Source organism: Cellulomonas fimi (assembly GCF_028527925.1).
Lineage (GTDB): Bacteria > Actinomycetota > Actinomycetes > Actinomycetales > Cellulomonadaceae > Cellulomonas > Cellulomonas fimi_C.
The window spans coordinates 81130-105709 of the sequence record NZ_JAPESW010000006.1 but is presented as its reverse complement, the minus strand read 5'-3'; the positions used below and the strand labels follow the sequence as shown (position 1 = coordinate 105709).

Sequence of the window (24580 nt, the reverse complement as noted above, 5' to 3'; positions counted from 1 at the left end):
GTGCGCGTCCCGAGGGATCGCGCGGCTCGCCGCCCGCGGGACCCTGGGCGCTGCCCGCGAGCCGAGCGCGTCCGTGCGCGTCGGGTCAGCGACCCGTCCAGCCGAGCAGCACGAAGAGGTCCGACTCCTCACGCGTGCCGCCCAGGTACGCCTGCGCGACCGCCGTCGCGCCCCGGCGCTCCGCCGTCCACAGGTCGAAGTCGACCGAACGCACCCACGACGTCGGGAGGAGGCCCAGCAGGGCGCCCGTGCGGGCGAGCACCGCGACGTCGCCGTCGGGCGTCCGCCGCAGCACGACGTCGGCGCGGCTGATGCGGTCGGTCGGACCGGCCCATGCGCTGCGACGGAAGTCGCGGACCCGGACGCCCGTGAGGCGGCCGCGCGACGGGACACGGAGCTGTGACGGTGCAGGTGAGAGCGTCGTCTGGGTCATGGCACGGAATGTAGGGCCGGGCCGCGGCGTCGGCACGTCGAGGGGCGCGAGGCGTCCACGCGCGCCGCCGCCCGCGCCGAGCGGCGTTCGCCGGGGCGTCGTCGTCAGGTCATCCGCTCAGGTGGCCGACCGTGCGGGACACGGTGACACTGACGGCTCCGACGACGAGAGGAGGCCGAGATGGCAGGCAACGGCGTGCACACGGTGCCGCGCGACGGGTCGTGGGTCAACGAGGTGGGCGGTCAGGTGGTCGGCGGGACCCACCGGACCAAGGACGAGGCGGTCGCGGCCGGTCGCGACGAGGCGCGCCGCCGCTCGACCGAGCACCACGTCCACAACCTCGACGGCACGATCCACGAGAAGAACTCGTACGGCTCCGACCCGAGGTCGATCAAGGGCTGACGGCGCCCTCGGGCGCGGGGTCGGCGTCCTGCTCGTGCAGCCGCACGGCGACGAGCGCGACGTCGTCCTCGCCGACCCCGGCGGGCAGCTCCGCGACGAGCGCGTCGCACAGCGCGTCGAGCTCGTCGCGGCCGACCCTCGTCAGAGCCCGGCGCAGCTCGCCGAGGCCCGCCCGCAGGTCGCGGTCGCGCCGCTCGATGAGCCCGTCCGTGTACATCACGAGGGTCGACCCACGCTCGAGGGTGATCTCGCTCTCGGCGCGCCGGCTGTCCGGGACGATCCCGAGCAGCGGTCCGTGGCTCCTGCCGTCGAGCGCGTGCACGGTCCCGTCGGGGGTCACGACCATGGGCGGCAGGTGGCCGGCGCACGACCAGCGCACCCGCGTGACCCCCCGCTCGCGCTCGGCCGCCGTCTGCTCGAGGCGGGCGACGACGAGCGTCGCCGGGGTCGTGATCCGCAGCGCCCGCATCGCCGCGTCGAGCCGCGAGAGCACGCTCGCCGGTCCTTCGTCGGTCGTGACGGCGATCGCGCGGAGCATCGAGCGCAGCTGACCCATGACCGACGCGGCCTCGATGTCGTGCCCGGCGACGTCGCCGATCACCAGCATCGTCGTCCCGGTCGGCTGGAGGAAGGCGTCGTACCAGTCGCCGCCGACCTGCGTCGACTCGCCCGCGGGCCGGTAGCGGACGACGACCTCGAGGTCGTCCGGCTGCACGGGCTCGGTCAGCAGCGCGCGCTGCAGCGCCTCGGCGACGTCGCGCTGCTGGCGGTAGAGACGCGCGTTGTCGAGCGCGAGCGCGGCCGCCCCCGCGACCTGGCGCAGCGTCGTCAGCTCGTCACCCGTCGGTGCGCCGCGGGAGGAGCCGAACAGCGAGAGGGCGCCGACCGTCCGGCCGGCGCGCACGAGCGGCAGGACCGTCAGCCACGTCGGGTCGAGGAGGTCGACGAGGTCGTGCACGCGGCCCGGACGCAGCACGCCCTTGAGCGCGTCGACCGCGCCCGCGCGGACCTCCACCGGCTCGCCCCGCTGCATCGCGCCGACGAGGAACGAGTGGTCGGAGAGCGCCGCGATGCGGGCGGCCGCGTACTCCGCGACGGCCGGGCGCAGCGCCGCATCCGCGTGCCGGCTCGCGATGTCGCGCAGGTGCCGGCGCTCGGGCCGCGGCTCCTCGTCGTCGACGAGGGTGATGACGCACCAGTCCGCGAGCGCCGGCACGAGCAGCCGGGCGAGCCGGTCGGCGGCGACCTCCGCGTCCATCGTGGACGCCAGCTCGGCTGTCACGCGCGCGAGCAGCGGGGCGCGGCGGACGGGGACGGTCTCGAGGGACGCCGCACCGGGCACGGCCGCGCGCTCGCGGGTCGTGTGGTGCGCGTTCACGGCCTCACCGTACGTCACGACCACGCCAGGTACCGACGCGGCGTGCCCGCCGAGGCCGCCGGCTGGGCCCGGCGCGCCGGCGTCCGGAACGCGTCGAGGCCGGGTCTGGTCGCGTGCACCCGCCCGGCGTAGCGTCGCGAGGGTCAGCGCGCACACGATCGAGAGGGCGGACGAGCGATGAGCATGATGGCCGACATGATGAAGTCCATGCCGATGCAGACGACCGGCATGGACATGACCGCGATGCAGCCGTGCATCGAGGCGTGCTCCGCGGCGGCGATGGCCGCGACGATGTGCGCGGACGCCGACGGCGGGGAGGGCATGGGGCGATGTGCGTCCATGTGCGCCAGCACGTGCGACGTCGCGACCACGACGATGCGCATGATGATGCGGCCCGCGGGCTACGACATGGGCGTCATGACCTCGATGATGACCGCCTGCGTCGCGATGGGTGAGGCCTGCGCGGCCGAGTGCGACATGCACGCCGAGATGTCCGAGCACTGCCGCATCTGCGCCGCGGCGTGCCGGGCCATGGTCGACGCGTGCCGCACGGCGATGGCGTCGATGAGCGCCTGACGGGCCGGTCGCGGCGGGCCCGGGCGGCGTCAGGAGCGCAGGTCGTCGCTCGGGCGCGCCGCGAACCACACGCCGCCGACGGCGAGCAGCTCGGCGACCGGGTGCACGGCGACCGGCTCGCCGGGCTCGGGCGTCGCGCGCGTCGTCAGCGTGCGCGTGCCGCCGTCGAGCAGGGCGACCGTGACGAGCGCGTCGCCCTGCGCGAGGACGAGGCCGTCGCGCCAGGCGGTCGGTGAGGCGGTGGCGACGACCTCCTGGATGGGCAGGACGTCGACGCGGGTGAGGGGCTGAGGCACGGGAGGCTCCGGGGTGTCCGGTCGGGCGGTGTCGGGTGCGGCTCACGTGGCACGGGCGGTGGCCCGGGCGGCGGAGCGGCCTGCGTCGGTCGACGCGTGGGTCCGCACCCTCGGACCAGGCAGGACACCTGCGGGGACGACGCGGACCGGCTGACTACGAGGTCGTCAGCGACACATTCGACACAGACACCGGATCGTCGGCAGCACGTCGGAGGCGCCCGCGGCACGCGGGTTCTCGGACAGGGGCCGGACGACGGACATGGTTCGAGTGTGAGAACGCCGTCCGCATGCTGTCAAGCATGCTCGGATGGCGGACGCCGGCCTCGTGCGGGGTCCCGCAGGGGTGCGTCGCCGGGGTGGTGGGAGTCCTGTGCAGGGGAGGGCGTCCGCTACCGCTTCGCGAGCTTCTTGCCGAACGCCGCCTTGACCTGCGCCTCGACCCGGAACGCGTCGACCTCGCCCTCGAGGCCCCGGTACGCGGCGAGGACCGCGTCGCGGAGCGTGCCCGCCTGCGCCCGGACGGCGGAGGTGTCCGACGCCACAGGCCGTTTCGCCCGGGTGACCTTCGTCCAGGCGGCGGACAGCCGGGCGATCGCGGTGTCGATCGCCTGCAGCCGCTCGCGCAGCGTCTTCTCGGTGGCCGTCGGGCGCTTCGCAGCCGCCATCGCCGTGAGCTTCGGCCGGAGCACGTCGGTCTGCCACGTCGTGAAGACGGCGACGTGCGGGGCGCCGTCGGCGAGCACGGAACCGGGCTGGGCGAGCGTGTCGAGCCCGGTGAAGGCGTCGGACCGCTGCATCAGCAGCGTCAGCAGCTCCTTGTGCTTGCCGTACATGACGTCGAACATGCGCTCGGCGTGCGCCACCTGGTCCGCGTCCAGGGGCTTCGCGTACGTCGTGGCCTTGACCGCCTCGACGACCGTCACCGGGATCTTCGTCGTCGCGTGGATCTGCGCGGGGGTCTGCTTCCGGGCGAGCAGCGAGCGGAGGATGACGACGTCCTGGTCGGCGTGCCGCGACTCGTGGTAGAGCGTGCCGACGACCTCGGTGACCTCCTTCGGGTCGAGGTCGCCGAGCACGCGCGGCGGTGTCTCGCCGGCCGTGAAGCTCGCGGTGTTGATCTTCACCTTCCAGTGCTCGGAGTCGAACGAGCCGGCGGCCCCTGCGTCGGTCACGAGTGTCCAGGCGAACAGCGGCACACCCGCGGCCTTGAGCTCGCCCGCGATCGTCGTCATGACCGCCTTCACGAACTCGTCGATCGGCAGGTCCTTCTTCGACCGGTAGAGCTGCGCCGCCTGGTCGACGTAGGTGGCTTGGCTCGTCGGCAGGTCGAGCCCGTAGGCGGCGCGCTGCACGACCGGGACACGCGCGCGCGGGCCGGGCTGACGGCGCACGGCCTGGCGGGCGACCCGGTTGCCCGCGCTCCGCTGCAGCGCGACGAGCGCGTCGGGCGTCAGCGGCGCCGCAGGCGCGCCGACGCCCGGGCGACGCGGGTGGTGCGGTGCGCGCACCCGGTCGCCTGCTGGCACTCGTGGTGTCCCGACGCCGTGCGCTCGCACGGTCGCCTCCCTCCGGCAGGCGCTCCTCCGCACTGTACCGACGGGGCCTTCGTGACGGTGGCGGGTGCGGTCGCAGCGGAGCGACCGCACCCGCTCGAGGTCACGGCGTGACGGTGAGCGGCTGCTCCCCGAAGGTGAGCCGCCAGTCGGGGTTGGTGGCGCTGAACGTCGCCGGGTCGATGACCTGCTGCTCGGTGACCCAGTCGATGAGCAGCTGGCGGATCTCGGCCTGCCGGTTCACGAGCACGGGTGCGCTCGTGACCCCCGGGAAGCTGCCGCCCCCGGACTGCCGGTAGTTGTTGATCGCGACCACGAACTCCTGACCGTCCGCGACGGGGGTGCCGTCGTACGCGAGCCCGGTGATGCGGCTGCCCACGGGCTGCCCGAGGTCGATGTCGTACGTGAGCGGCGCGTCCAGCCCACGCATGACGTCGTAGTTGTAGTCCGGCGTGCCGTTGGGGGCCGTGGCCGTCGGGGCGTTGGTCAGGTCCGCGGACGCGTACGTGCCCGCGGCGGTCACCGGCTTGAAGTAGTCCGCGGACTTCTCGAGGTACGCCTTCACCTGCGCACCCGTGAGCCGGATGCCCACCAGCGTGTTGTCGTAGATGTACAACCCCGCGACGTCGCGGACCGACACCTCCCCGGCGGGGATCGCGGCCTCGCGGTTGAACGGCGCCGCGATCGACAGCACCGGGAGGTCGGCGTCGGTTCCCGTGAGCTCGGCCTGCACGGCCTGCGCCTGGACGTGGTTGATGAAGTCGAGGGCCGCGGTGTCCTCGTAGCGGGCGGTCGCCGCGGACATCGCGTCCGTGGACGTGCCGATCACGCTGTTGACGTAGTCGACGACGGTCGCGTGCTCGTCGGCGAGCAGGTCGACGATCTCGGGGTCCTCCGGGACGGTGTTCGCGTTGAGCACCTCCGCCTCGACGCCGTCGACGGTCCACGTCCCGCGGTGGAACGTGAGGTCGATGTCGAAGGTCGACAGGCGCATGCCCCAGCGCAGCGGCTCGGACAGCACGACCGGCTTGCCGGTCGCGGTGTTGGTGACGACGCGCTCCGGGATCTCCTGGTGCGCGTGCCCCACGAGGATCGCGTCGATGCCCGGCACCTGCTGAGCGACCAGCGTCGCGGCGTTCTCCGGGAACGGCAGCGCGTCGCCGTAGGACGACGACGTGTCCGCGCCCGAGTGCGCGGAGACGATGACGACGTCCGCCCCCTTGCGGCGCATCTCCGGCACGTAGCGCTGCGCGGTCTCGACGAGGCCGCCGAACCGCATCTGACCCTCGACGTTGGCCTTGTCCCAGATCGCGATGCCCGGGTTGGTGAGCCCGAGGATGCCGACGCGCACGGGCTTGCCACCGCGCGGGTGCAGGGTCTCGATGACGTACGGCGCGAACGCGGGCTTCCCGGTGCCCGCCGATGTCGCGTTCGCGCCCAGCAGCGGGAAGTCGAGCTGTCGCTGGAACGTGCGCAGCAGCGGGATGCCGTAGTTGAACTCGTGGTTGCCGAGCGCCGCGGCGTCGTACCCGATCGCGTTCATCGCGGCGGCCATGGGGTGCACGCGGCCTTCCGTGATCGGCTCGACCTTCGCGTAGTAGTACGCGAGCGACGTGCCCTGGATCGTGTCGCCCGCGTCGACCAGCAGCGTGTTGCGGGCTCCGCGGTCGGCGCGCACCTGGTCGACGAGCGTCGAGATCTTCGCCAGGCCCACGTCGTTGTGCGCGCTGTCGTCGTACTCGGCGTCCTTGAAGTAGTCCCAGTTGAGGACGTTGCCGTGGAGGTCGCTCGTGCCCATGACGGTGAACGAGTAGGTGCGGTCGTGGCCGCGCCCGTGGTCGACGGTGTCGCCCGCGGTCGCGGGGGTGGCGAGGGCCAGGGCGAGCGCGGCGGCCGCGGTGACCACGGCGACGCGTCGGCGGGTGCGCCGTGGGGTGGGGGAGCGCATGGGCGGAGACCTCCTGGGGTGTGGTGGTTCGCACCGGTCGGTGACGCGGCGCACCGTACTCCGACCGGGTGACAGCCACACGTCGGGCGGCCGTCCGACGGTGACCGCCGGACGTCGTGGCGGTGACGTCGACGCCCGTCGCGCGGGCACGGGCCGCGGGCCGTAGCGTCGGGGGCTCCGCACCACCGACGCACCTGGAGGACCTCGATGGCTCCGTTCGGCCGCCGCTCGCGGGAGCACCCCGCCACCCGCGACACCGTGCGGCAGGAGCTCCCGCCGTCCCGTCCGGCGCGCGGCGCGTCGGCCCTCTGGTCGGACGGCGTGGGACGCGCCGGGACGCGCTCGCTGCAGGTGCTCGCCATCATCGCCCTGCTCGCCGTGCTCGTGTTCGCCGTGACGCGCCTGACGCTCGTCGTCATCCCCGTCCTCATCGCGCTCGTGCTCGCCGCCGCGATCTCCCCGCTCGTCACGTTCCTGCGGCGCCGGGGGGTGCCGTCGCTCGCGGCGACCTGGATCGCGCTGGTCGCGCTCGTCGCGCTGCTGGCCCTCATCCTCTGGCTCGTCGTGCGTGCGGTCGTGAACCAGTGGGACGAGCTGCGTGACCAGGCCCTCGACGGGTTCGACGAGCTGCAGGCCTACGTCCAGGGCCTGCCGTTCGACATCACCGAGGAGCAGATCCAGTCGGTGCGCGACTCGGTCACCGGTCTGCTGCAGTCCGACGCGTTCAGCGCCGGGGCGGTCGCGGGCGTGTCGCAGACCGTCGACTTCGTCGCGGGCTTCTTCATCATGGTCGTCGTCCTGTTCTTCTTCCTGAAGGACGGCCCGGCGATCTGGGAGTTCCTGCTCCGCCCGTTCGACGGCCACCGGTACGAGCGCGGGCGGCGCGTCGGCGTCACGACCGTGAGCACGCTCGGTGGCTACGTGCGGGGGACCGCGATCGTCGCCGCGGTCGACGCGGTCGCGATCGGCATCGGCCTCGCGATCGTCGGCGTCCCGCTCGTGATCCCGCTGTCGGTCCTCGTCTTCCTGCTCGCCTTCATCCCGCTGGTCGGCGCGACGCTCGCGGGCATCCTGTCGGCGCTCGTCGCCCTGGTCGCGGTCGGGCCGGTCGAGGCGCTGGTCGTCGTCGCGATCGTGGTCGTCGTGAACCAGGTCGAGGGCGACTTCCTCCAGCCGATCGTGATGGGCCGCACGCTACAGCTGCACCCGCTCGTCATCCTGTTCGCGCTGACCGCCGGCACGGTGCTCGCCGGCCTCACCGGCGCCGTGCTCGCGGTGCCGATCGCCGCGTCGATCTGGCGAGCGGTGCAGGTCTGGGACGGCCCCGACCTGCCGGCCCGGTTCGCCCGGCCCAAGAAGCGGGACCCGCTCGCGGTGCGCGGCGCGGTCGTGGAGCCGGCGCCGCGCGCGTGACGTCCGCGCGGCGTGCGAGGCGCGCCGTCAGCCTCGGGCGCACCTCGACCTCGTCGAGCGGCGGCGAGGACGGCGTGGGTGTCCCGTCGCCCCGCCCACCCGGACCCGCACGCGCGACGTTCGTCGAGCGGCGGCCTCGTGGCACCTCCCGGCGCTCCACGACGTCTGCGCCGGCGCGCCTCACCGTCGGCAGGTGAGGCCGGAGGCGGCGCCGGCGCCGGCGAGGTCGCGCCCGATGCGTCGACCGGGGGAGGGGCGCCGGGCGCGACTACCGCCCGAGGAGCGGTGCCGGGTTCACCGTCGACCCGTTCCGGTACACCTCGAAGTGCAGGTGGCACGCGCCGGACAGCCCCGTGTTGCCCGCGTAGCCCACGAGGTCCCCGCGTCGGACGCGCTGCCCCGCGGAGACCGTGGACCGCGTCAGGTGGTTGAGGCTGCTCATGAGCGACTGCCCGTCGACCGACCCGTGGTCGAGCATCACCTGGTTGCCGAACCCGTTGCGCCACTGCGACCACCGCACCACGGCGTCACGCGGCGCGTACAACGGGGTGTTGCAGTACGTCCGCAGGTCGATCCCCGCGTGCAGCCGCGTGTAGCCGAGGATCGGGTGCAGCCGCATGCCGTAGCTCGACGTCACGTACATCGGGTTGATCGACGTCGGGTTCGTGAACACCGGGCCCGACCCACCCGACGCCGGCGGCGGGGCGGGCTGGGCGACAGGCGGCGCCTGAGGCTGCGGCTGCTGCGGCTGCTGACCGGCCTTCGCCGCCTCCTCGGCCCGAGCGCGCTCCTGCTCGGCACGGATCCGCTCCTGCTCGGCACGGACCCGCTCCTGCTCGGCCCGTACCCGCTCCTGCTCGGCGGCGACCCGCTGCTGCTCGGCGATGATGCCGGCGAGCTCCGCCTCGATCGCGGCGCGCTCGCGGTCCGCCGCCGCGGCCTCGGCCTCCGCCTGCGCCTTCATGTCGCCCAGGCGCTCGCGTGTGGCCTGCTGCTCGGCGAGCAGGCGCGTGATCTCCGCCTCGCGCGCCGCCGCGTCCGCGCGGGCCTGGTCGGCTCGCACGACCTCCGCGTCGGCCTCGGCCCGCAGCTCGCCGATCCGGTCCGCGACCGCCGCGAGCCGCGCCTCGTGGTTGCGCGTGGCCGCCGCGAGCGTCGTCAGCTCCTCGAGCAGCCGGTCCTGGCTGCGCTGCGCGGTCTCCAGCGCCTGCATGCGCGTGCTGAACTCGTCCAGGTCCTCGGCGTCGAGCACGACCGCCAGCCCCGAGGCTCCGGCGCCGCCGCGCTGCGCCTGCCGCGCGAGCTGCCCGATCGCGGCACGCACCTCCTGGTCGCGCGCACTGGTCCGCGCGAGGCCGTCGCGCAGCGCCGACTGCTGCTCACGGGCGTCGACGAGACGTCCCGCCAGGATCTCCGCGCGACGCTCCGCGCCGTCGAGCGTCGCCTGGGCCTCGCGCAGCTGCTCCTGCGCGACGGGCAGCTGCGTCTCCGTCTCGGCGAGCTCCGCGACCGCTTGCGCAAGGTCCGCCGACAGACCCTCGACCGACGCACGCAGGTCGTCGGTCCGCTCCCGCGCACCCTCGGCCTGCTCCTGCGCGGAGCGTCGACGGTCGTCCAGGTCGTCCGCCGCGCCCGTCGCGGCGTGCAGCGGGAGCAGCAGCGCGGCCGCGACGAGGACGGCGACGGCGCGGCGGGCGTGGGGCGGTCGGCGCCGGTCGACGGACGGCGCCTCGGTCGGAGCGGGCACCCGGCGACGGTAGGCGGCGTCGTCCGCCTCGCGGCGGCGGCGCGCCCGGAGACGCCCGAACCTCATCCGGTCGGTGGGCGGTGCGCGACCGCGCCGCCGTGGGTCGACACGCGTCCTGGACCGCCGCGACGTTCGCCCGCCGGACCCCTCAACGTCGTGCGCCGCCGGTCGATCGGCTCGGAGGAAGGAGGACCATGGACGCGATCACGGGCATCGCCCAGCGCATGGCGGAGATCCGCGGCAGCCTGCAGGCCGTCGCGCCCGTACCGGTGACGCCCCGGACCGCCGCCACGACCGTCTCGCCGACGGCGGCGACGTTCGCGGCTGCGCTCGAGACCGCGGTGTCGCAGACGCAGGCACCCGCCACGTCGACGGCCCGCAACGCCTCCGGTGTCCCCGCGGACCTCGCGCGGTACGGCAACGGCCGGATCCCGCCCGACGCGCTCGCACCGGTCGGCTCGACCGGCCACCGCCTCTGGGCGCCCGCCGCGCAGGCGTTCGGTGACCTCACCGCCGCGGCCGCACGCGACGGCGTGCGGATCGGCATCACCGACTCCTACCGCTCCTACGACGCGCAGGTCGACGTCGCCGCGCGCAAGGGCCTGTACTCGCAGGGTGGACTCGCTGCCGCGCCGGGGACGAGCCCGCACGGCTGGGGGCTCGCGCTCGACCTCGACCTCGACGCCCGCGCGCAGGCGTGGATGCGTGCCAACGCCGGCACGTACGGGTTCGAGGAGGACACGCCGCGCGAGCCGTGGCACTGGGTCTACTCACGCTGAGCCGTCGGGCACGGGTGCACCAGGCGCAGCGCACACCCGCGCTCGACGCCTCGCCATCGGCGAACCTCCTCGTGTGGACTCAGGGTGTACCCCTGTGCCCGGGCGCGCTGACGGCACGATCGCGCGCGGTCACAACGTTTCCGGCGCCCTGTCCGTCCTCGGTGGTGGAAGGTGGTGCACCACCGCGGCCGGGAGGACGACATGGACGACGCACGCCGGCGCAGCGACGACGTGATGGGCGTCGTGGCGCGTGAGCGGGGGGCGTCGCTGTGCGCGTACGCGTACCTGCTGACCGGTGACCTGCGGGACGCCGAGGACCTCGTGCAGGACGCCCTCGTCAAGACGTTCGTGCGTGGCCGCCACGTCGAGATCGACTCCGCCGAGGGGTACGTGCGCACCGCGATCCTCACCACCTGGATCGACGCCTACCGCCGCCGTCGTCAGTGGGACCGGGTCCGCCACCTGCTGGTCCGCGGTGACCGGCACGACGGACCGGCCGAGGTGGTGGGCACACGCCACGACGTGCAGGCGGCGCTGCGGATGCTGTCGCCGCAGCAGCGGGCGTGCGTCGTGCTGCGGTACTACGACGACCTCACCGTCGGGGAGATCGCCGACCGCCTCGGTCTCGCCGACGGGACCGTGAAGCGGTACCTGAGCGTGGCCGTCGGCCGGCTGGAGGGCCTGCTCGGGCCGCTCGCCGCGCCCGCCACCGATCAGACGGTCCTCATCAACGGGGGAGACGGGCGATGAGCACGGACTTCGGTCGGGTCCTGCGGGAGATCGAGGCCGACGCACGCGGCGCCGCTCGCGGGGTCGACGTCGACCTCACCCGGTCGCGGGTACGGCGACGCCGGACCCAGGCGGTCGCGTCCCGGGCCGTCGGGGGCGCCGCAGCCGTCGGCGCGGTGGTCGTGGCCATCGCGCTCGCAGGTGGCCGAGCCCCGACGCCGCACGGACCGGTCCATCCCGCAGGCACGCCGTCGACCACGGCGACCGTGACCGCGTCGCCGTGCGGTGCTGACGTCGCGCTCGACGAGGTCGACGACCCCGACGTCGAGATCCGTGGCCAGGTCGTCGTCGGGACGCTGCAGCCGGACCTGTCCTTCGAGGACGACTCGGCCGGGAGCGCGCTGCACGTCGACGTGAGCGTGACGCCGGACGTGCCGGCGGGGCCGTTCGACGGGGGAGACCGCTCCGACGTCACGACGATGCTCGTGGCGCCCGACGGGCGGGTCGCGTTCTGGTCCGATCCCGCGAGGCAGATCTCCCGGACGGCGACGGACGGGAGCGGCGCGGTCAGCCCCGACGGCGTCTACGACGCGGTCGACTGCGGCACCGGGCAGCCGCTGACGGGCACGTACCGCGCGTACGCCACCACGGCGACGAACGGGAGCTCCGGGGGAGAGACGACCGAGCTGGCACCCGTCGTGCTCGGGCCGGGGGACCAGCGCTGGGCGGGTCAGTGGCCGGACCTGGTGCCCACGTGCGGGCGCCCGGCGCCCGCGGACCTGCTCGACGGGACGGTCGACGCCGACCTCACCGTGGCGCTCGACCCCGGGGCGGACCTCGACGACGTGCGCCGAGGTCTCCACACAGGGGTGACGGTGACGGCCGCCGGACCTGGTCGGCTCACGGGTCGAGTGCCGCAGGCCCTCCACGCCGTGCTCGTCGACCGCGACGGCACCGTGGTGAGCCGTGTCTACGACCCGACGCGTCAGGAGTACGACTCGGGTGCCACGTTCGACGTCGAGCCCGGCGAGTCCTTCCGGGCCGAGGTGTCGCAGTGGTTCGCGACCTGCCCCGACGCCGACAGGTACCAGGACGTGGCGCCCGGCTCGTACGACCTCTACGTCTACTCCGTGCTCCTCGCCGCCGGCGCACCCGACCGCTCGCCGTCACCCCGGATCGCCGTCGGCGGGCCGTTCCCGGTCACGCTGCGCTAGCGGACCTCGCCTTGACGGCGGCGCGCTGGGGAGGGCGCCAGCGTCGGCGTCGGCCGGCGCGTGGCGCGTCACCGGCGGGACGTACACGGTGGCGGTGGGCACGTCCGCCGAGAGCCTGGACCTCGTCGCCGAGACGACGTTGACCGACGCCACGTTCGGAAGCTGAGCGACGGACGGAGGAGCCGCGGCGGTGACCGAGCCGTCGGCGCGGGCGAGCGGCATCGGCTCGTCGATCTGGGCGAACGCGGAGTGGAGGTGCTACGCCAGGCTGTGGACCGCGACGACCGGAGAAGTGACGGGGTGTCGACCCGCAAGGGACGCATGCCGGCAGCGCTGGCCAGCGACGTCGCGGCGCCGCGCGTGTGGTTGAGCGCCGTCCTGGCTCTGATCGGCCTCGTGGTCGCGGCGTCGGTCGCCGCCGCGACCGGCGTTCGTGACGTGGCGCTCGCCGCGGGGTACGTGCGCGACGCGTCGAACGTCGCGATTCGCGAGCATGCCAACGAGCACGTGATCGCCCTCGGTCGATGAAGCCCTCACATGGTGATCCGACCGGTCCAGAGGCCAACCACGCCCACCGCCGCACCGACGAGGATGAGTGCGAACAGCGCGATCTCGGTGGGTGTGAAGATGCGTCGGCCGGACTCGGAGCGGGCCTTGGCGTACAGCAGGGTCGCCGGGGCGAGGATGAGGGTGCACAGCACGATGAACTTGAGCCCGGCGGCTTCGAAGAGGAACAGCGTGTACGCGGTTGCGACCCCGGCGACGATCGTCTCCTTGCGCCTGGTGCGCGGTGCCACCCCGTCGTAGGCCTCGCCGCTGAGACCGAGCTTGAGCGCATAGGCCGCGGCGAGGAAGTACGGCAGCAGCGCCAGGACGGTGCTCAGGTCGAGCATGAAGTTCAGGGCGTCCTCGAGCACCAGCGTCGCGGCCAGCAGGGCCTGCACGGCCAGCGAGGTGACGACGAGCGCCGTGATGGGGGTGCCCTTGTCGTTCTCCCGGCCGAGGAACTTCGGGAAGTCCTCGTTGCGGGCCGGGATGTACATGACCTCGGCCGCCATCAGCGTCCAGGCGAGGTAGGCACCGAGCACCGAGACGATCACGCCGACGCTGATGAACGTCTGTCCCCAGTCGCCGACGACGGACTGGAACACCCCGATCATCGACGGCTGGCGAGTTGCGGCGAGCTCCGGCTGCGGCATGACGGAGTAGCTGGACAGGGTGACCAGGGCGAAGAGGGACAGCACGCTGACGAAGCCGAGGACGGTGGCCCTGCCCACGTCTTCCCGCCTCCTGGCGTAGCGGGAGTAGACGCTCGCTCCCTCGATGCCGATGAACACGAAGGTCGTGATGATCATCGTGTTGCGGACCTGCTCGTCGAGGTTGCCCAGGTCACCGTAGCCGTACGCCGTCCAGTTGTCGGCGAAGACGCCGGCGTCGAAGTTGAGGAAGAGCACGACGATGAAGACGAGGATCGGGATGATCTTGCAGATCGTCACGATCCGGTTGACCACGGCCGCGTCTCGCACCCCGCGGGCGATCAGCGTGTGGAAGAACCAGACGCCGGCGCTGCCCAGCAGGGCCGCCAGCACGGTGGCGCCGTCACCGAAGGCGTCGAAGAACGCACCGAGAGTCGCGGAGATGAACACCCAGTAGAAGGTGTTGCCGGCGATCGTGCTGGCCCAGAACCCGATGGCCGAGTTGAAGCCGGCGTAGTCCCCGAATCCGGCCTTCGCGTAGATGAACACTCCGGAGTCCAGCTCCGGCTTGCGGACGGCGAGGTTCTGGAAGACGAAGGCGAGCATGAGCATGCCGGTGCCGGCGATCGCCCAGGCGATCAACGAGCCGAGGATGCCCGTCGCCACACCGAACCGTGCCGGCAGCGAGAACACGCCCGCGCCGACCATCGACCCGACGACCATCGCCGTCAGGGTCGGCACGCTCATCTTCCCAGGGGTGCTCGCAGGCGCCTCCGCCTGGTGCTCAACACTCATGAGGTGCCCGCCTCATCTGTGAACGGAGTGGGGGCTCGGTCGTGCCAGCTCGTCGCGGGCTCAGAAGTCGACCGGGTCACGGATGATCGGGCAGGTCATGCAGTGCCCACCACCTCGGCCTCGTCCGAGCTCGGCGCCCACGATCGTGATGACCTCCACGCCGGCCTTGCGCAGCAGCGTGTTCGTGATGGTGTTGCGGTCGTACGTGAACACGACGCCGGGTTCGACGGCGACGGCGTTGTTGCCGCTGTTCCACTGCTGACTCTCGGACTCGTAGACGTCCCCACCGGTCTGCAGCACGTGCAGACCGGGCAGGCCGAGCGCCCCGGCGACGACCTCGACGAAGGTTCGGCTCTCGTCGGTCACGTGCACCTCGCCGGCGTCGCCGGGGCGCAGGGTGAACGGGTGGATCTGATCCACGATCGTGGGGTAGAGAGTGACGATGTCCCGGTCGGCGAAGGTGAAGACCGTGTCGAGGTGCATCGCGGCGCGCAGCTTCGGCATGCCCGCCACGACGACCTGCTCCGCCGCCCCGTTGGCGAACAGCGCCGCGGCGACCTGGGTGATGGCTTGGCGCGAGGTCCGCTCGCTCATGCCCATCAGCACCACACCGTTGCCCACGGGCATGATGTCGCCGCCCTCGAAGGTGGCTCGACCCCAGTCCTGCTCAGGGTCCCCCCACCAGACGGTCGACCCGACGAAGTCGGGGTGGAACTCGTAGATCGCCTTCATCAGCAGCGTCTCGTCGTGACGGGCGGGCCAGTAGAGCGGGTTGAGGGTCAGGCCCCCGTAGAGCCAGCACGTGGTGTCACGGGTGTAGAGGGTGTTCGGCAGCGGTGGCATCAAGTACTCGCGCGCACCGGTCGACTCCCGCGCCAGAGCGACATAGCCGGAACGGAAGTCGTCCGGCAGGTCCTGGGTCGCGAGCCCGCCGATCAGGTACTCCGCCAGCGCGCGTTCACTGAGGGTCTCCAGGAACTCACGAGTGCCGTCGACCAGACCGAGGCCGACCTCGTTGGGCGTGAGCTTGCGGTCCAGGACCCAGTCCCGCGCACCGGGCACGGCCAGAGTCTGCGCGAGCACGTCGTGCAGCTCGACCACATCGACCCCGCGGTTGCGCAGCTTGTTCACGAAGTCGGCGTGGTCACGCTGGGCGTTCTCCACCCACAGCACGTCGTCGAACAGCAGGTCGTCACCGTTGGACGGAGTCAACCGCCGGTGAGCCAAGCCTGGCGAGCACACCAGCACCTTGCGCAGTCGTCCGACCTCGGAGTGCACCCCGTAGGAAGCCGACGGATAGGGAGAGGTCTCTGACATCGCGCCTACCTTGTGGACGAATGGTGGTGATCCGCACGCTAACGGCCGCCCTCGCGGCCGTCCAGGCGGGCATGGTGCGCACGATCGCCTCCGAACGCGGCGCCGTCCTCGGCCATCGCCGCCTCCCACACCTCGAGCGTGTAGTCGCCGGACGTGAGCCGGACCGTGAAGCGGAACGCGCCGACCGTCCCGTTCGCACCCGCGGTGGTGAAACCCTCCGCGACGACCGCGCCGGCCGACCTCACAGCCCAGCGCAGCGTGCCCTCGAAGGCCGTGCCGCGTCCGGGGTGACGCCGTGGCTGGACGTCAGCGGTCGTCGGGTTCGAGCGCGGACGCGTCGCCGAGCTTGCTCGTCGGGATGACGCTCAGCGTCCCGTCGGTCTCCAGCACGACGCGGGCGACCTGGTCGAGCCCGCCGAGTCCGCTGCTGCGGACGGCCTGGCGCACCTCGTCGGCCGTCAGGCGCTGCGAGGTCAGCGCAGCGTCGAGGAGCGCGCCATCGCGCAGGACGGTGGTCGGGCCAGCGGTCACCACCGAACGACCGGGCCCGACGTGCGAGGTGGTCCACGACACGACGAGCTGCAGCAGCACGAGCACGAGGAAGGCCGCCACCCCTTCGCTCCATGAGACGTCCGCGCTCAGGAGGATCGTCGCGAGGGTCGAGCCGAGCGCGACGGTGACGACCAGGTCGAAGGCGTTCAGCTTGGCGAGCGTGCGCTTGCCCGACAGGCGGAGCACCACGACGAGCGCGACGTACGCCGCCGCACCGACAGACACGACACGCAGGACGTCGCTCCATGCGTCGAACCACACTGCGAGCTCCTCACGTCGGGGATCGCCTTCCACTTTGCGCGCCCGTGGATTCCCCGGCCACCCGGTGACCACGTCGGCCGGTGACGACCGATTCGGTCCGCCGGTCGGCCACGGCTCGGCGATGGCTCGCCTCCCTGGTCCACTCCCGACGGGACGGCAGTGGGCCTCGGGCGGGCATTCGCGCCGCGGGACAGGCGCCAGCTCGCGGTCCGCAACGTGGCGTTCCGGCTCGTGCGCCTGCCGAAGACCGCCGACCGCGGGATGGGCAGGAGCTGTCGGGACGAGGTCGTCCTCAGGGAGGTCCTCGCGTCGTCACGGGGTAAAACCCGCGGTAGGCGAACGAGCTCGTGCGGTGGTCAGCGTGTCGCCGCGGTGACGGCGATCGCCGTGAGGGGTTCGCTCACGAGCCAGACGCGCCTCGGCTGACGGACGCGACGGCGGGCCGTCGCCGGTGGGCGAACATCTCGGGGTCGGGGTGCCGACCGGCGACCGCGAGCAGGAGGTCGAGCCCGAGCAGGTCCCCGAGGAAGCGGGCCACCGCTGCGGACGTACCGTCCTCATCGCCGATCGTCCCGGCGGATCGGGCGACGGCCGGCCCGACGGTGCGCGCGATCCGCTGCACCACGACCTCGTCGAAGATGCGCCCCACCTCCGCGTCAGACCGGGCCTCACCGAGGACGTACGCGAGGAACGTCAGGCACCGGTCGCTGAACACCGCGTCGTGCAGTGCGCGCGAGCACCTCCAGGTCGTCCTGCGCTTCATCGAGCGGCGCAAGGACGATGTCACCCCCCATGGCGCCATTCCCGTTCGTCGCAGCCGAGCGCGGGACGGCGCCCGCCGTTCTGAGGCCCCCTGTCGCGACCCGTTGCGCGCCGAGTTGCTGCGACTCCGAGATGGCACGGCTCGCGATCGGCCGTCGCGTCGCTCGCCCGTGCCCTCTGAGGAGGAGATGGCGTACGGAACTGGCGTGTGCACGACTGAGGGCCGCCCCGGTTGCCCGGTGACGGCCCTCTGACGTGCTGTGTTGCTGGTGGGCGATACTGGGATCGAACCAGTGACCTCTTCCGTGTCAGCGATCGGCAAGGCGTCCGCGTGCGCACGGCGGCGTTCATCCCCGCTGGTGGGCGTGAGGCGCGGACGCTCCCGGATCGTGACGGAGCGTGGCGGACGTCGAATGGTTGGCGTACGCGGTTGGCCTACGCCGCGCCCCTTGATCCTTCACCGTTGCATGCCGGAGTGAGCTGTGGTGATGCGCGCACACCTGGGGCCGCGCATGGGCAGAACGGGTCTGCTGCACGAGTAGGACTCCACCGGATAGGGCCTGGGCGCGGTGCACATCCTTCCAGCGGGAACCTCGTTCCCACAGGTCAGGTGTCACCTATCCGTGCAGCAGACCCGACGATGAACGCCATCTTCGACACCCTGGACTTGCACCACGCCGAGCACGAGGCTCCTGCGTGAGCTCCAGCGGGTTCGAGCGGGGTCCGCTCGACCTCGAGCCGCGCGGCGGGCCGGGACGCTGGGCAACCTGCTCCGCCGAGCCTGGTGGCGGCCGGCCGCGTGCGCTTCGCACTCACTCCAGGGAGGCGTGTGCGAGTTCGCCGCGTGAGGTCACGCCCAGCTTGGTGAAGACGTTGCGCAGGTGGAAGTCCACTGTGCGCGGGCTGACGAACAGTTGGCCGGCAACGTCCTTGGTGGGCAGGCCGCGCGCGACCAGGCGTGCGACCTGCAGCTCCGTTGGCGTCAGCATCGCCGGCGCGTTCCCGGCCTCCCGCCGGACGACGCGTTCCCCCGAGGCTCGAAGTTCTTGGGCGGCGCGTTCCGCCCATCGCCGGGCTCCCACGTCCTCGAAGGTGTGGAGCGCCTCCCGCAAGTGCGCGCGGGCGTCGACCCGCCGTCGTTCGCGTCGAAGCCACTCGCCGTAGGCGAGCTGCGTGCGTGCGGTGTCCACCCGCCGCCGGGCCTGCGCGTGCAGCTCGAGGGCCCGCTGGAGGTGCACGCCGACGTCGGGTCCCTCGGTGAGCAGCGCGAGCCCGTGCTCCGCGACGGCGGCGGCCCACGGTGATCCTGTGCCGCGGGCGAACGCGGCGATGTCCGACAGCCATCGCTCGGCGAGGTCGCGGCGCCCGGACCGCGCGGCCGTCTCGATGCGGTCCAGAGCGTTCATCCGCTCTGCGAAGCCGTGCGTCATCTGCTCGTAGTGGTGGATGGCGGCGGCGGGTGACCCGGCCGTGAGGGCGCGTGCCCACAGCAGCTGGTCGCGCACGGACGCCTCTGTCGTGCCGGTCGCACCGGTCGCGACCGCTGCCTCCAGCTCGACGAGGCGTTCGGCCGCGTCGTCGTCACCGCGCAGCGCCGCGACCACGGCCAGCCATGCGCGTGGCATCGCGGTCAGCGCGGCTCGACCGGTGGCCTCGGCGAGGGTCAGAGCCTCCTGCGCCCCGGTGGCGAGCAGGTCCCACCGGCCCAGGACGGCGTCGATGCCGCCGCGGCGGGTCAGGGCGTACAGCACCATGATGTGCGCGCCGTCGTCGCGGGCGCTGTGCAGCAGTCGCTCGTGCAGGCGCAGGGCGACGTCGTCGAGGGCGACGTGCATGGCGGCCAGGCCGACGTTCGCCAGGAGACCGTCGACACCCAAGTGGCTGTGCTCGGAGTAGGCCTCGGCGCTGCGGACCGCCGCCACGGCCGGCGCCCACTCGTGGCGGGTGATGTGAACGAAGGCGCGCAGCACTTCCGCGACGCATCGCTCCCGGTCGGTCTGCGGCTGGCCGAGGAAGGTTCGCGGGTCCACGCCGGGCTCGATCGGGACGGTCGCAGCCAGCGAGGCAGCGAACATGGCCATCTCGCGGGCTCGCATCGGGTGGTGGTCGGCGACGGCCGCGGACTCGGCCAGCAGCCGGTGATGGGCGACGTGGACCGAGCCGGTGTTCCACTCGACCCGGGCGCGCAGCAAGGTCGCGTCGGCGTGCAGTGCCGGGTCCTCGGCGGCGAGCAGGGCCGCGTCGGCCAGGATCGCGGCCCGGTCGGGGCGGCCGGCGGTCCAGGCCGCGTCGGCTGCCTCGTGCAGGCGTCGCGCCCGTCGGAGCGGGTCGGCGCTCAGCTCTGCGGCGCGTTCCCAGGCGGCTGAGGCGGCTTCGTGCCCGCCGAGGCCTGCCGAGCGTCGGGCGGACGCCTCGAGGTCGGCGACGACATCCTCGTCGGGGCGGTCCGTCGCGGCTGCGCGGTGCCACGTGCGGCGGTCGGCGTCACCGGCTGCCGTCAGGGCGTCCGCCAGTGCACCGTGGACGCGTCGTCGTTCGCCGGGTGTCGCGCCGCCGTACACCGCCGAACGGACCAGCGGGTGGCGCAGCTCGACCCGCTGTTGCCGCAGGTGCAGCAGGCCCGAGCGGGCCGCGTCCTCGACGGCAGCGTCGCCTGCGCCCAGGGCGCGCGCAGCCCGCTCGATCGTCACCCGGTCGCCGGCGTCGTCGGCTGCCGCCACGAGAACCACGGTGCGCGTGGCGTCGTCCAGTAGCCGGTAGCGCTCGAGGAAGGCTGCCTCGACGCCGCCGGTCATGGGCAGATCTGCGGGCAGCGGCACACGTCCCAGGAGAACCTCGTGGTCCAGGACGCGGCCCAGCTCGGACAACGCGAGCGCGTTCCCGGCGGTGCGCGCATGGAGATGCCGGGCGACATCCTCCGGCACGTCCCCACCGGCCTCGGCCGAGAGCAGGGCGCGTGCGGCTGACAAGTCCAGGCGCCCGACGGTCAACGTGGGCAGGTCCTCGGTCCCGGACGGCGCCTCGTCGCGGACGGCCAGGAGCATCGCCAGCCGTTCACCGTCGACCCGGCGGGCAACGAACAGGATCGCGTCACGGGAGGCGTCGTCGAGCCAGTGGACGTCATCCACGGCGACCACCACCGGGACCACTGCCGCCGCCTCGGACAGCAATGTCAGCGTCGCGAGGTACACCGCGAACCGGTCGACGGATGGGGTTTCGGCGTCGGTGAGGCCGAGAGCAGCCCGCAGGGCCGCGGCCTGCCGCCCAGGCAACGACGCTGTGCCGCTCAGCAGGGGGCGCAGCAGGCGGTGCAGCGCCGCGAACGCCAGCGGCGACTCCGACTCCACGCCCCGCACCCGTAGGACACGCAGGTCATCGACACCGGCGAGGACGTCGGTCAGCAGGGCCGACTTGCCGGCCCCGGGCTCGCCGGACAGCACCAGCGCGGCACCTTCGCCGCGGCGTGCCGCATCGAGCACGGCCGCCACGGCAGCGCGCTCCGCCTCACGACCCACGATCACGGCGCCTGAGCGTAGTCCCGCCCTTGGACGTACGGCCCCGATCGCCCCGGTGATCCCGGTGATTTCACCGGCGCGGACCCGGTAGCGGCGCGGGGAGTCTCGGAGCACCGCACCCGACCACCAGCAGGAGCCACCCCGTGATGTCGTCCACCCCGCCGATCTTCGTCGGCACCGTGCGTCGGGTCCCCGGGATCCGTCCGGTCGCCGTGGACCACACCGCCCACACCATCACCGTCCTGGCCGACGACCAGGTCGACCGCACCGACGTCGACGCCGGCATCGCCCGCACCGGCCACACACCCGCACCGCTGCACTGAGACGAGGAGAAACCACCATGCTCACCACCACCCACCCCGCACCGGCGGCCGGCCCGCGGCCGGCCACCACACCGGCACCGGCCGCCGTCGCCAGCGGCGTCGTCAAGACCTACGGGCACGGCACCACCGAAGTGCGCGCCCTCGACGGTGTGGACCTGACCATCTCCGCCGGCCAGCTCACGGCCGTCATGGGCCCCTCCGGGTCGGGGAAGTCCACCCTCATGCACGCCATGGCCGGCCTGGACGCGGTGGACGCAGGTTCGATCCGCCTGGGCGGGACGGAGCTCACCGACCTGTCGGAGAAGCAGCGCACCCTGCTGCGCCGCGAACGGCTCGGGTTCGTCTTCCAGAGCTTCAACCTCGTGCCGTCCCTGACGGCGGCGGAGAACATCGCCCTGCCGCTCAGGCTCGCCGGCCGCACCCCGGACGGGCTCTGGCTCGAGGAGCTGGTCACCACCCTGGGGCTGCAGGACCGGCTCACCCACCGACCCAGCGAGCTGTCCGGCGGGCAGCAGCAGCGCGTTGCCGTCGCCCGCGCCCTGGTCACCCGCCCGGAGATCGTGTTCGCCGACGAGCCCACGGGCAACCTCGACTCCCGGCACGGGCAGGCGCTCCTGGCGTTCCTGCAGCGGGCCGCGCGCGAGCTCGGACAGACCGTCGTCATGGTCACCCACGACCCGACCGCGGCCTCCTACGCCGACCGCGTCGTGTTCCTCGCCGACGGTCGCGCCGCCAACGACCTCACCGACCCCACCGTCCCCACCGTCCTGGCCACCATGGCCGGGCTCGAGCAGCCCGCGTCGCGGGCGGAGGCCTGATCACCATGTGGCACCTCACCCTGCGCAACGTCATGGCCCACCGCGGCCGCTTCGCGCTCACCCTGCTCGCCGTCGTCCTGGCCGTGACCTTCGTGTCCGGAAGCCTCATGTTGACCGACACCTCCGCACGGCTCCTGGAGGACCAGTTCACGACCGCCGCCGCGGGCGTGGACCTCACCGTCCGCGACGCTGCCACCTTCGACCAGGCCATGGGCGTCGAGGTCGACCGAGACCCGCTGCCGGCGCACGTCATCGAGCGCGTCCGCGGCCTCGAGGGCGTCGCTGACGTCCGGCCCGTCGCCGACGGGCAAGGCCTGCTGGAGGTCGACGGTGAGGCGGTCGTCCCCACCGGCGCCTCGATGCTGTCCTCCTACTCGCCCGAGCCGTTCGGCGCGTTCGCCATCCGGGAGGGCCGCGCGCCGGTCGCCGAGGGCGAGGTGGTGCTCGACCTCGCCACCGCAGGCCAGACCGGCGTCGAGGTCGGCGACCGGGTCGACGTCCTGACCGAGTCTCGCACCGAGCTGCAGGTCGTGGGTCTGGCCGGCTTCGGCGACGGCGACGGCATCCCCGGCGCCACCGTCACGCTCGTCTCCCTCGCCGAGGCTCAGAAGATGCTCGACCTGGGCGACGGCGTGTCCGAGCTGCTCGTCACCACGACACGCGACCGCACCGTCGAGGAGGTCATCGCCGCGGTGCGCGGCGACCTCGGCGACGACTACGCCGTCACCTCCGCGCAGGACGCCGCCGACGCCGGCGCCGCCGCGGCACAGGAGCAGCTGGGATCCCTCGACATGGTCCTCACCGCCATGTCCGCCGCCGCGCTGGTCGTCGGCGCGCTGCTCATCGCCAACACCTTCGCGATCGTCACCAGCCAGCGGCGCCGCGAGATCGCGCTGGTCCGGGCGGCGGGAGCCACCGCCGGCCAAGTCACGCGGGCCGTCCTGGCCGAGGCCCTGCTCATCGGCGCCCTCGGTGCGGTACTGGGCACCGGGCTGGGCATCCTGGCCGCCGACGGTCTGCGGGTCCTGGCGAGCGGCTTCGGCATGGAGCTGCCGCAGGGGCGTGCCACGGTCACCGGCTCCACGGTCGCGGTCTCGATCGCGGTCGGGATGCTGGTCACGGTCGTGGCGGCGGTGGGCGCCGCCCGCCGCGCCGCGCACGTCGCACCGGTCGAGGCGCTGCGCAGCTCGGTCGACCTCGTCGACGGGGCGGCACCGAGCCGACGGCACCGCGTGGCCCGGGCCCTTCCGTTGGCCCTCGGCGTGACGGGAGTGGCCGCGGTCGTCGCTGGGGCGCCCGCACTCCTGCTCGTTCCGGCCGCTCTGGCGACCGTCGTCGGTGTCGCGCTGCAGGGCCCGGCCCTGACGCCCGTCCTGGCCCGGGCGGTCGGAGCTCCCCTGGCCCGTTCAGGGGTCCCTGGTCAGCTCGCGCGACAGTCCGCGGCGCGCGCGCCCCGACGGACCACGTCGACCGCCATGGCGCTCGCGCTCGGCCTGGCGCTGATCGCCTTCATGACCGTCGTGGCGACCTCGCTCAAGGACGGCCTGTCCGGCTCCTACCGCGAGACGGTCACGGCCGACCTGGTCGTGGAGAGCTCCCGAGCGGAGATGCTGGGCGGTCTCTCGCCCCAGGCCGCTGAGCGCGTCGCGGACCTGTCGCAGGTCCAGGGCGTCTCCCGCGTCCAGTACGGGCACTGGATCGACGGTGAGCAGACCAACGCGCTGGCCGCGATCGACCCGGAGACCCTGCCCATGGTCGCCGACCTGGACCTGCTGGCCGGCTCCCTGGACGCCCTCACAGGGGGCGGGGTCGTCGTGGCCGACTCCGTGGCCGAGGAGCGGGACCTGCAGGTCGGTGACGTCGTCACGATGACGTTCTCCCTGACCGGTGACCAGGACCTGGAGATCGTCGGGGTCCTGGACTCCCTCGACGCCCAGGCACTCTCGACGAGCTGGCTGGTGTCCCTGGAGACCTACGCCCGGCACTTCACCGAGGACGTCGACGCCGCCGTCATGGTCCGGGCCGCCGACGGGATCCCGGTCGAGCAGGCGCAGGCCGCGGTCCGCGAGGCCCTGGCAGACCACCCGACCGCCGACGTACGGGACCAGGCGACCGCCGCGGCGGCTCGCGGGGCGACGGTCCAGCAGGTCCTCGGCCTGGTCACCGTGCTGCTGGTGCTCACGGTCCTGATCGCGATGCTCGGCATCACCAACAGCCTCGCCCTGTCGGTCGCCGAGCGCACCCGGGAGATCGGGCTCCTTCGCGCCGTCGGAACCAGCCGACGCCAGGTCCGCTCGATGATCCAGTCCGAGGCCGTCATCGTCGCCGCCCTCGCCGGCCTCCTGGGCCTGGCGCTGGGCACCGGTATGGGCGCCGTCACCGTCACCGCCCTGGCCCGGACGGCGCCACTGGCCATCACCCTGCCGGCCGGGCAGCTCGCCGCCGTCGCGCTCGTCGCCCTGGGCGCCGGCGTGGTCGCGGGCCTGGCACCCGCCCGGCGCGCGGCTCGGATGGACGTCCTGGAAGCGATCGCCACCCACTGACCCGACCCCCGACCGCCGGTGCCCCGGCGT

General features: G+C 73.3%; 21 protein-coding genes and 1 pseudogene. 10 read left to right on the top strand and 12 right to left on the bottom strand.

Annotation, left to right across the window (positions count from 1 at the left end; genetic code table 11):
- Positions 1 to 85: 85 nt before the first annotated feature.
- Positions 86 to 433, bottom strand: a complete 348-nt coding sequence (locus OMK64_RS04890; RefSeq protein ID WP_272726960.1) for a hypothetical protein — start codon at positions 431 to 433, stop codon at positions 86 to 88.
- 180 nt (positions 434 to 613) lie between these two features.
- Between OMK64_RS04890 and OMK64_RS04885 the strand changes: the two genes are divergently transcribed.
- Positions 614 to 835, top strand: a complete 222-nt coding sequence (locus tag OMK64_RS04885) for a DUF2188 domain-containing protein (RefSeq protein ID WP_272726959.1) — start codon at positions 614 to 616, stop codon at positions 833 to 835.
- Here the strand turns inward: OMK64_RS04885 and OMK64_RS04880 are convergent.
- Positions 825 to 2213 carry a PP2C family protein-serine/threonine phosphatase gene (locus OMK64_RS04880; RefSeq protein ID WP_272726958.1) on the bottom strand — a complete coding sequence of 463 codons (1389 nt, stop codon included), beginning with the start codon at positions 2211 to 2213 and terminating at the stop codon, positions 825 to 827. The genes OMK64_RS04885 and OMK64_RS04880 overlap by 11 nt on opposite strands.
- A 177-nt stretch (positions 2214 to 2390) precedes the next feature.
- On the opposite strand from OMK64_RS04880, the gene OMK64_RS04875 reads away from it, so the two are divergent.
- The gene (locus OMK64_RS04875; RefSeq protein WP_272726957.1) at positions 2391 to 2789 is read left to right on the top strand and encodes a four-helix bundle copper-binding protein; all 399 of its coding nucleotides are present in this window, start codon (positions 2391 to 2393) and stop codon (positions 2787 to 2789) included.
- A gap of 29 nt (positions 2790 to 2818) precedes the next feature.
- On the opposite strand, the gene OMK64_RS04870 is transcribed toward OMK64_RS04875, so the two are convergent.
- From OMK64_RS04870 to OMK64_RS04860, 3 genes are all read right to left on the bottom strand, one after another.
- Positions 2819 to 3085, bottom strand: coding sequence for a nuclease (locus OMK64_RS04870; RefSeq protein ID WP_272726955.1), 267 nt, complete (start codon positions 3083 to 3085; stop codon positions 2819 to 2821).
- 389 nt (positions 3086 to 3474) lie between these two features.
- Positions 3475 to 4593, bottom strand: a complete 1119-nt coding sequence (locus OMK64_RS04865) for a hypothetical protein (protein ID WP_272726952.1) — start codon at positions 4591 to 4593, stop codon at positions 3475 to 3477.
- Between the two features lie 148 nt (positions 4594 to 4741).
- On the bottom strand, positions 4742 to 6586 hold the full coding sequence (locus OMK64_RS04860) for a bifunctional metallophosphatase/5'-nucleotidase (RefSeq protein ID WP_272726951.1): 1845 nt from the start codon (positions 6584 to 6586) through the stop codon (positions 4742 to 4744).
- Positions 6587 to 6793: 207 nt separating this feature from the next.
- Here OMK64_RS04860 and OMK64_RS04855 point away from each other — a divergent pair, with 207 nt between their 5' ends.
- Positions 6794 to 7999, top strand: a complete 1206-nt coding sequence (locus OMK64_RS04855; protein ID WP_272726949.1) for an AI-2E family transporter — start codon at positions 6794 to 6796, stop codon at positions 7997 to 7999.
- A gap of 268 nt (positions 8000 to 8267) precedes the next feature.
- Here the strand turns inward: OMK64_RS04855 and OMK64_RS04850 are convergent, their stop codons facing one another.
- Entirely contained in the window at positions 8268 to 9746 is a 1479-nt protein-coding gene (locus OMK64_RS04850; RefSeq protein WP_272726947.1) for a M23 family metallopeptidase, read from the bottom strand.
- A 194-nt stretch (positions 9747 to 9940) separates the two neighbouring features.
- Here OMK64_RS04850 and OMK64_RS04845 point away from each other — a divergent pair, with 194 nt between their 5' ends.
- From OMK64_RS04845 to OMK64_RS04830, 4 genes are all read left to right on the top strand, one after another.
- Positions 9941 to 10525, top strand: a complete 585-nt coding sequence (locus OMK64_RS04845; RefSeq protein WP_272726944.1) for a M15 family metallopeptidase — start codon at positions 9941 to 9943, stop codon at positions 10523 to 10525.
- A 201-nt stretch (positions 10526 to 10726) separates the two neighbouring features.
- Positions 10727 to 11275, top strand: a complete 549-nt coding sequence (locus tag OMK64_RS04840) for a sigma-70 family RNA polymerase sigma factor (RefSeq protein ID WP_272726942.1) — start codon at positions 10727 to 10729, stop codon at positions 11273 to 11275.
- A complete protein-coding gene (locus tag OMK64_RS04835; protein ID WP_272726940.1) occupies positions 11272 to 12468 on the top strand; it encodes a hypothetical protein in 1197 nt (398 codons plus the stop codon). The genes OMK64_RS04840 and OMK64_RS04835 overlap by 4 nt, the downstream gene beginning before the upstream one ends.
- Before the next feature lie 300 nt (positions 12469 to 12768).
- A complete protein-coding gene (locus OMK64_RS04830; protein WP_272726938.1) occupies positions 12769 to 12996 on the top strand; it encodes a hypothetical protein in 228 nt (75 codons plus the stop codon).
- Between the two features lie 5 nt (positions 12997 to 13001).
- On the opposite strand, the gene OMK64_RS04825 is transcribed toward OMK64_RS04830, so the two are convergent.
- The 6 genes and pseudogenes from OMK64_RS04825 to OMK64_RS21015 form a co-directional block, all read right to left on the bottom strand.
- Entirely contained in the window at positions 13002 to 14411 is a 1410-nt protein-coding gene (locus OMK64_RS04825) for a basic amino acid/polyamine antiporter (protein ID WP_272726936.1), read from the bottom strand.
- A gap of 108 nt (positions 14412 to 14519) precedes the next feature.
- On the bottom strand, positions 14520 to 15776 hold the full coding sequence (locus OMK64_RS04820; RefSeq protein WP_272726934.1) for an arginine deiminase: 1257 nt from the start codon (positions 15774 to 15776) through the stop codon (positions 14520 to 14522).
- 38 nt (positions 15777 to 15814) lie between these two features.
- A pseudogene (locus tag OMK64_RS04815) lies at positions 15815 to 16057 on the bottom strand (Gmad2 immunoglobulin-like domain-containing protein); the annotation flags it as partial.
- 25 nt (positions 16058 to 16082) lie between these two features.
- The gene (locus OMK64_RS04810; RefSeq protein ID WP_272726930.1) at positions 16083 to 16589 is read right to left on the bottom strand and encodes a DUF421 domain-containing protein; all 507 of its coding nucleotides are present in this window, start codon (positions 16587 to 16589) and stop codon (positions 16083 to 16085) included.
- A 400-nt stretch (positions 16590 to 16989) separates the two neighbouring features.
- On the bottom strand, positions 16990 to 17352 hold the full coding sequence (locus OMK64_RS04805) for a hypothetical protein (RefSeq protein ID WP_272726927.1): 363 nt from the start codon (positions 17350 to 17352) through the stop codon (positions 16990 to 16992).
- Positions 17353 to 18163: 811 nt separating this feature from the next.
- Positions 18164 to 20872 carry an ATP-binding protein gene (locus OMK64_RS21015; protein WP_272726925.1) on the bottom strand — a complete coding sequence of 903 codons (2709 nt, stop codon included), beginning with the start codon at positions 20870 to 20872 and terminating at the stop codon, positions 18164 to 18166.
- 137 nt (positions 20873 to 21009) lie between these two features.
- On the opposite strand from OMK64_RS21015, the gene OMK64_RS04795 reads away from it, so the two are divergent.
- From OMK64_RS04795 to OMK64_RS04785, 3 genes are read left to right on the top strand one after another with little or no spacing between them, the layout of a single operon-like run.
- Positions 21010 to 21189, top strand: a complete 180-nt coding sequence (locus OMK64_RS04795; RefSeq protein WP_272726923.1) for a hypothetical protein — start codon at positions 21010 to 21012, stop codon at positions 21187 to 21189.
- 17 nt (positions 21190 to 21206) lie between these two features.
- A complete protein-coding gene (locus OMK64_RS04790; protein WP_272726921.1) occupies positions 21207 to 22007 on the top strand; it encodes an ABC transporter ATP-binding protein in 801 nt (266 codons plus the stop codon).
- Between the two features lie 5 nt (positions 22008 to 22012).
- Positions 22013 to 24550 carry an FtsX-like permease family protein gene (locus tag OMK64_RS04785; RefSeq protein ID WP_272726919.1) on the top strand — a complete coding sequence of 846 codons (2538 nt, stop codon included), beginning with the start codon at positions 22013 to 22015 and terminating at the stop codon, positions 24548 to 24550.
- Positions 24551 to 24580 lie beyond the last annotated feature (30 nt).

Coding starts and splice junctions, on each gene's coding strand:
- OMK64_RS04890 (WP_272726960.1), bottom strand. CDS start 433: ATGACCCAGACGACGCTCTCACCTGCACCGTCACAGCTCCGTGTCCCG.
- OMK64_RS04825 (WP_272726936.1), bottom strand. CDS start 14,411: ATGAGCGTGCCGACCCTGACGGCGATGGTCGTCGGGTCGATGGTCGGC.
- OMK64_RS04855 (WP_272726949.1), top strand. CDS start 6,794: ATGGCTCCGTTCGGCCGCCGCTCGCGGGAGCACCCCGCCACCCGCGAC.
- OMK64_RS04860 (WP_272726951.1), bottom strand. CDS start 6,586: ATGCGCTCCCCCACCCCACGGCGCACCCGCCGACGCGTCGCCGTGGTC.
- OMK64_RS04875 (WP_272726957.1), top strand. CDS start 2,391: ATGAGCATGATGGCCGACATGATGAAGTCCATGCCGATGCAGACGACC.
- OMK64_RS04835 (WP_272726940.1), top strand. CDS start 11,272: ATGAGCACGGACTTCGGTCGGGTCCTGCGGGAGATCGAGGCCGACGCA.
- OMK64_RS04785 (WP_272726919.1), top strand. CDS start 22,013: ATGTGGCACCTCACCCTGCGCAACGTCATGGCCCACCGCGGCCGCTTC.
- OMK64_RS04805 (WP_272726927.1), bottom strand. CDS start 17,352: ATGAAGCGCAGGACGACCTGGAGGTGCTCGCGCGCACTGCACGACGCG.
- OMK64_RS04790 (WP_272726921.1), top strand. CDS start 21,207: ATGCTCACCACCACCCACCCCGCACCGGCGGCCGGCCCGCGGCCGGCC.
- OMK64_RS04845 (WP_272726944.1), top strand. CDS start 9,941: ATGGACGCGATCACGGGCATCGCCCAGCGCATGGCGGAGATCCGCGGC.
- OMK64_RS04820 (WP_272726934.1), bottom strand. CDS start 15,776: ATGTCAGAGACCTCTCCCTATCCGTCGGCTTCCTACGGGGTGCACTCC.
- OMK64_RS04840 (WP_272726942.1), top strand. CDS start 10,727: ATGGACGACGCACGCCGGCGCAGCGACGACGTGATGGGCGTCGTGGCG.
- OMK64_RS04885 (WP_272726959.1), top strand. CDS start 614: ATGGCAGGCAACGGCGTGCACACGGTGCCGCGCGACGGGTCGTGGGTC.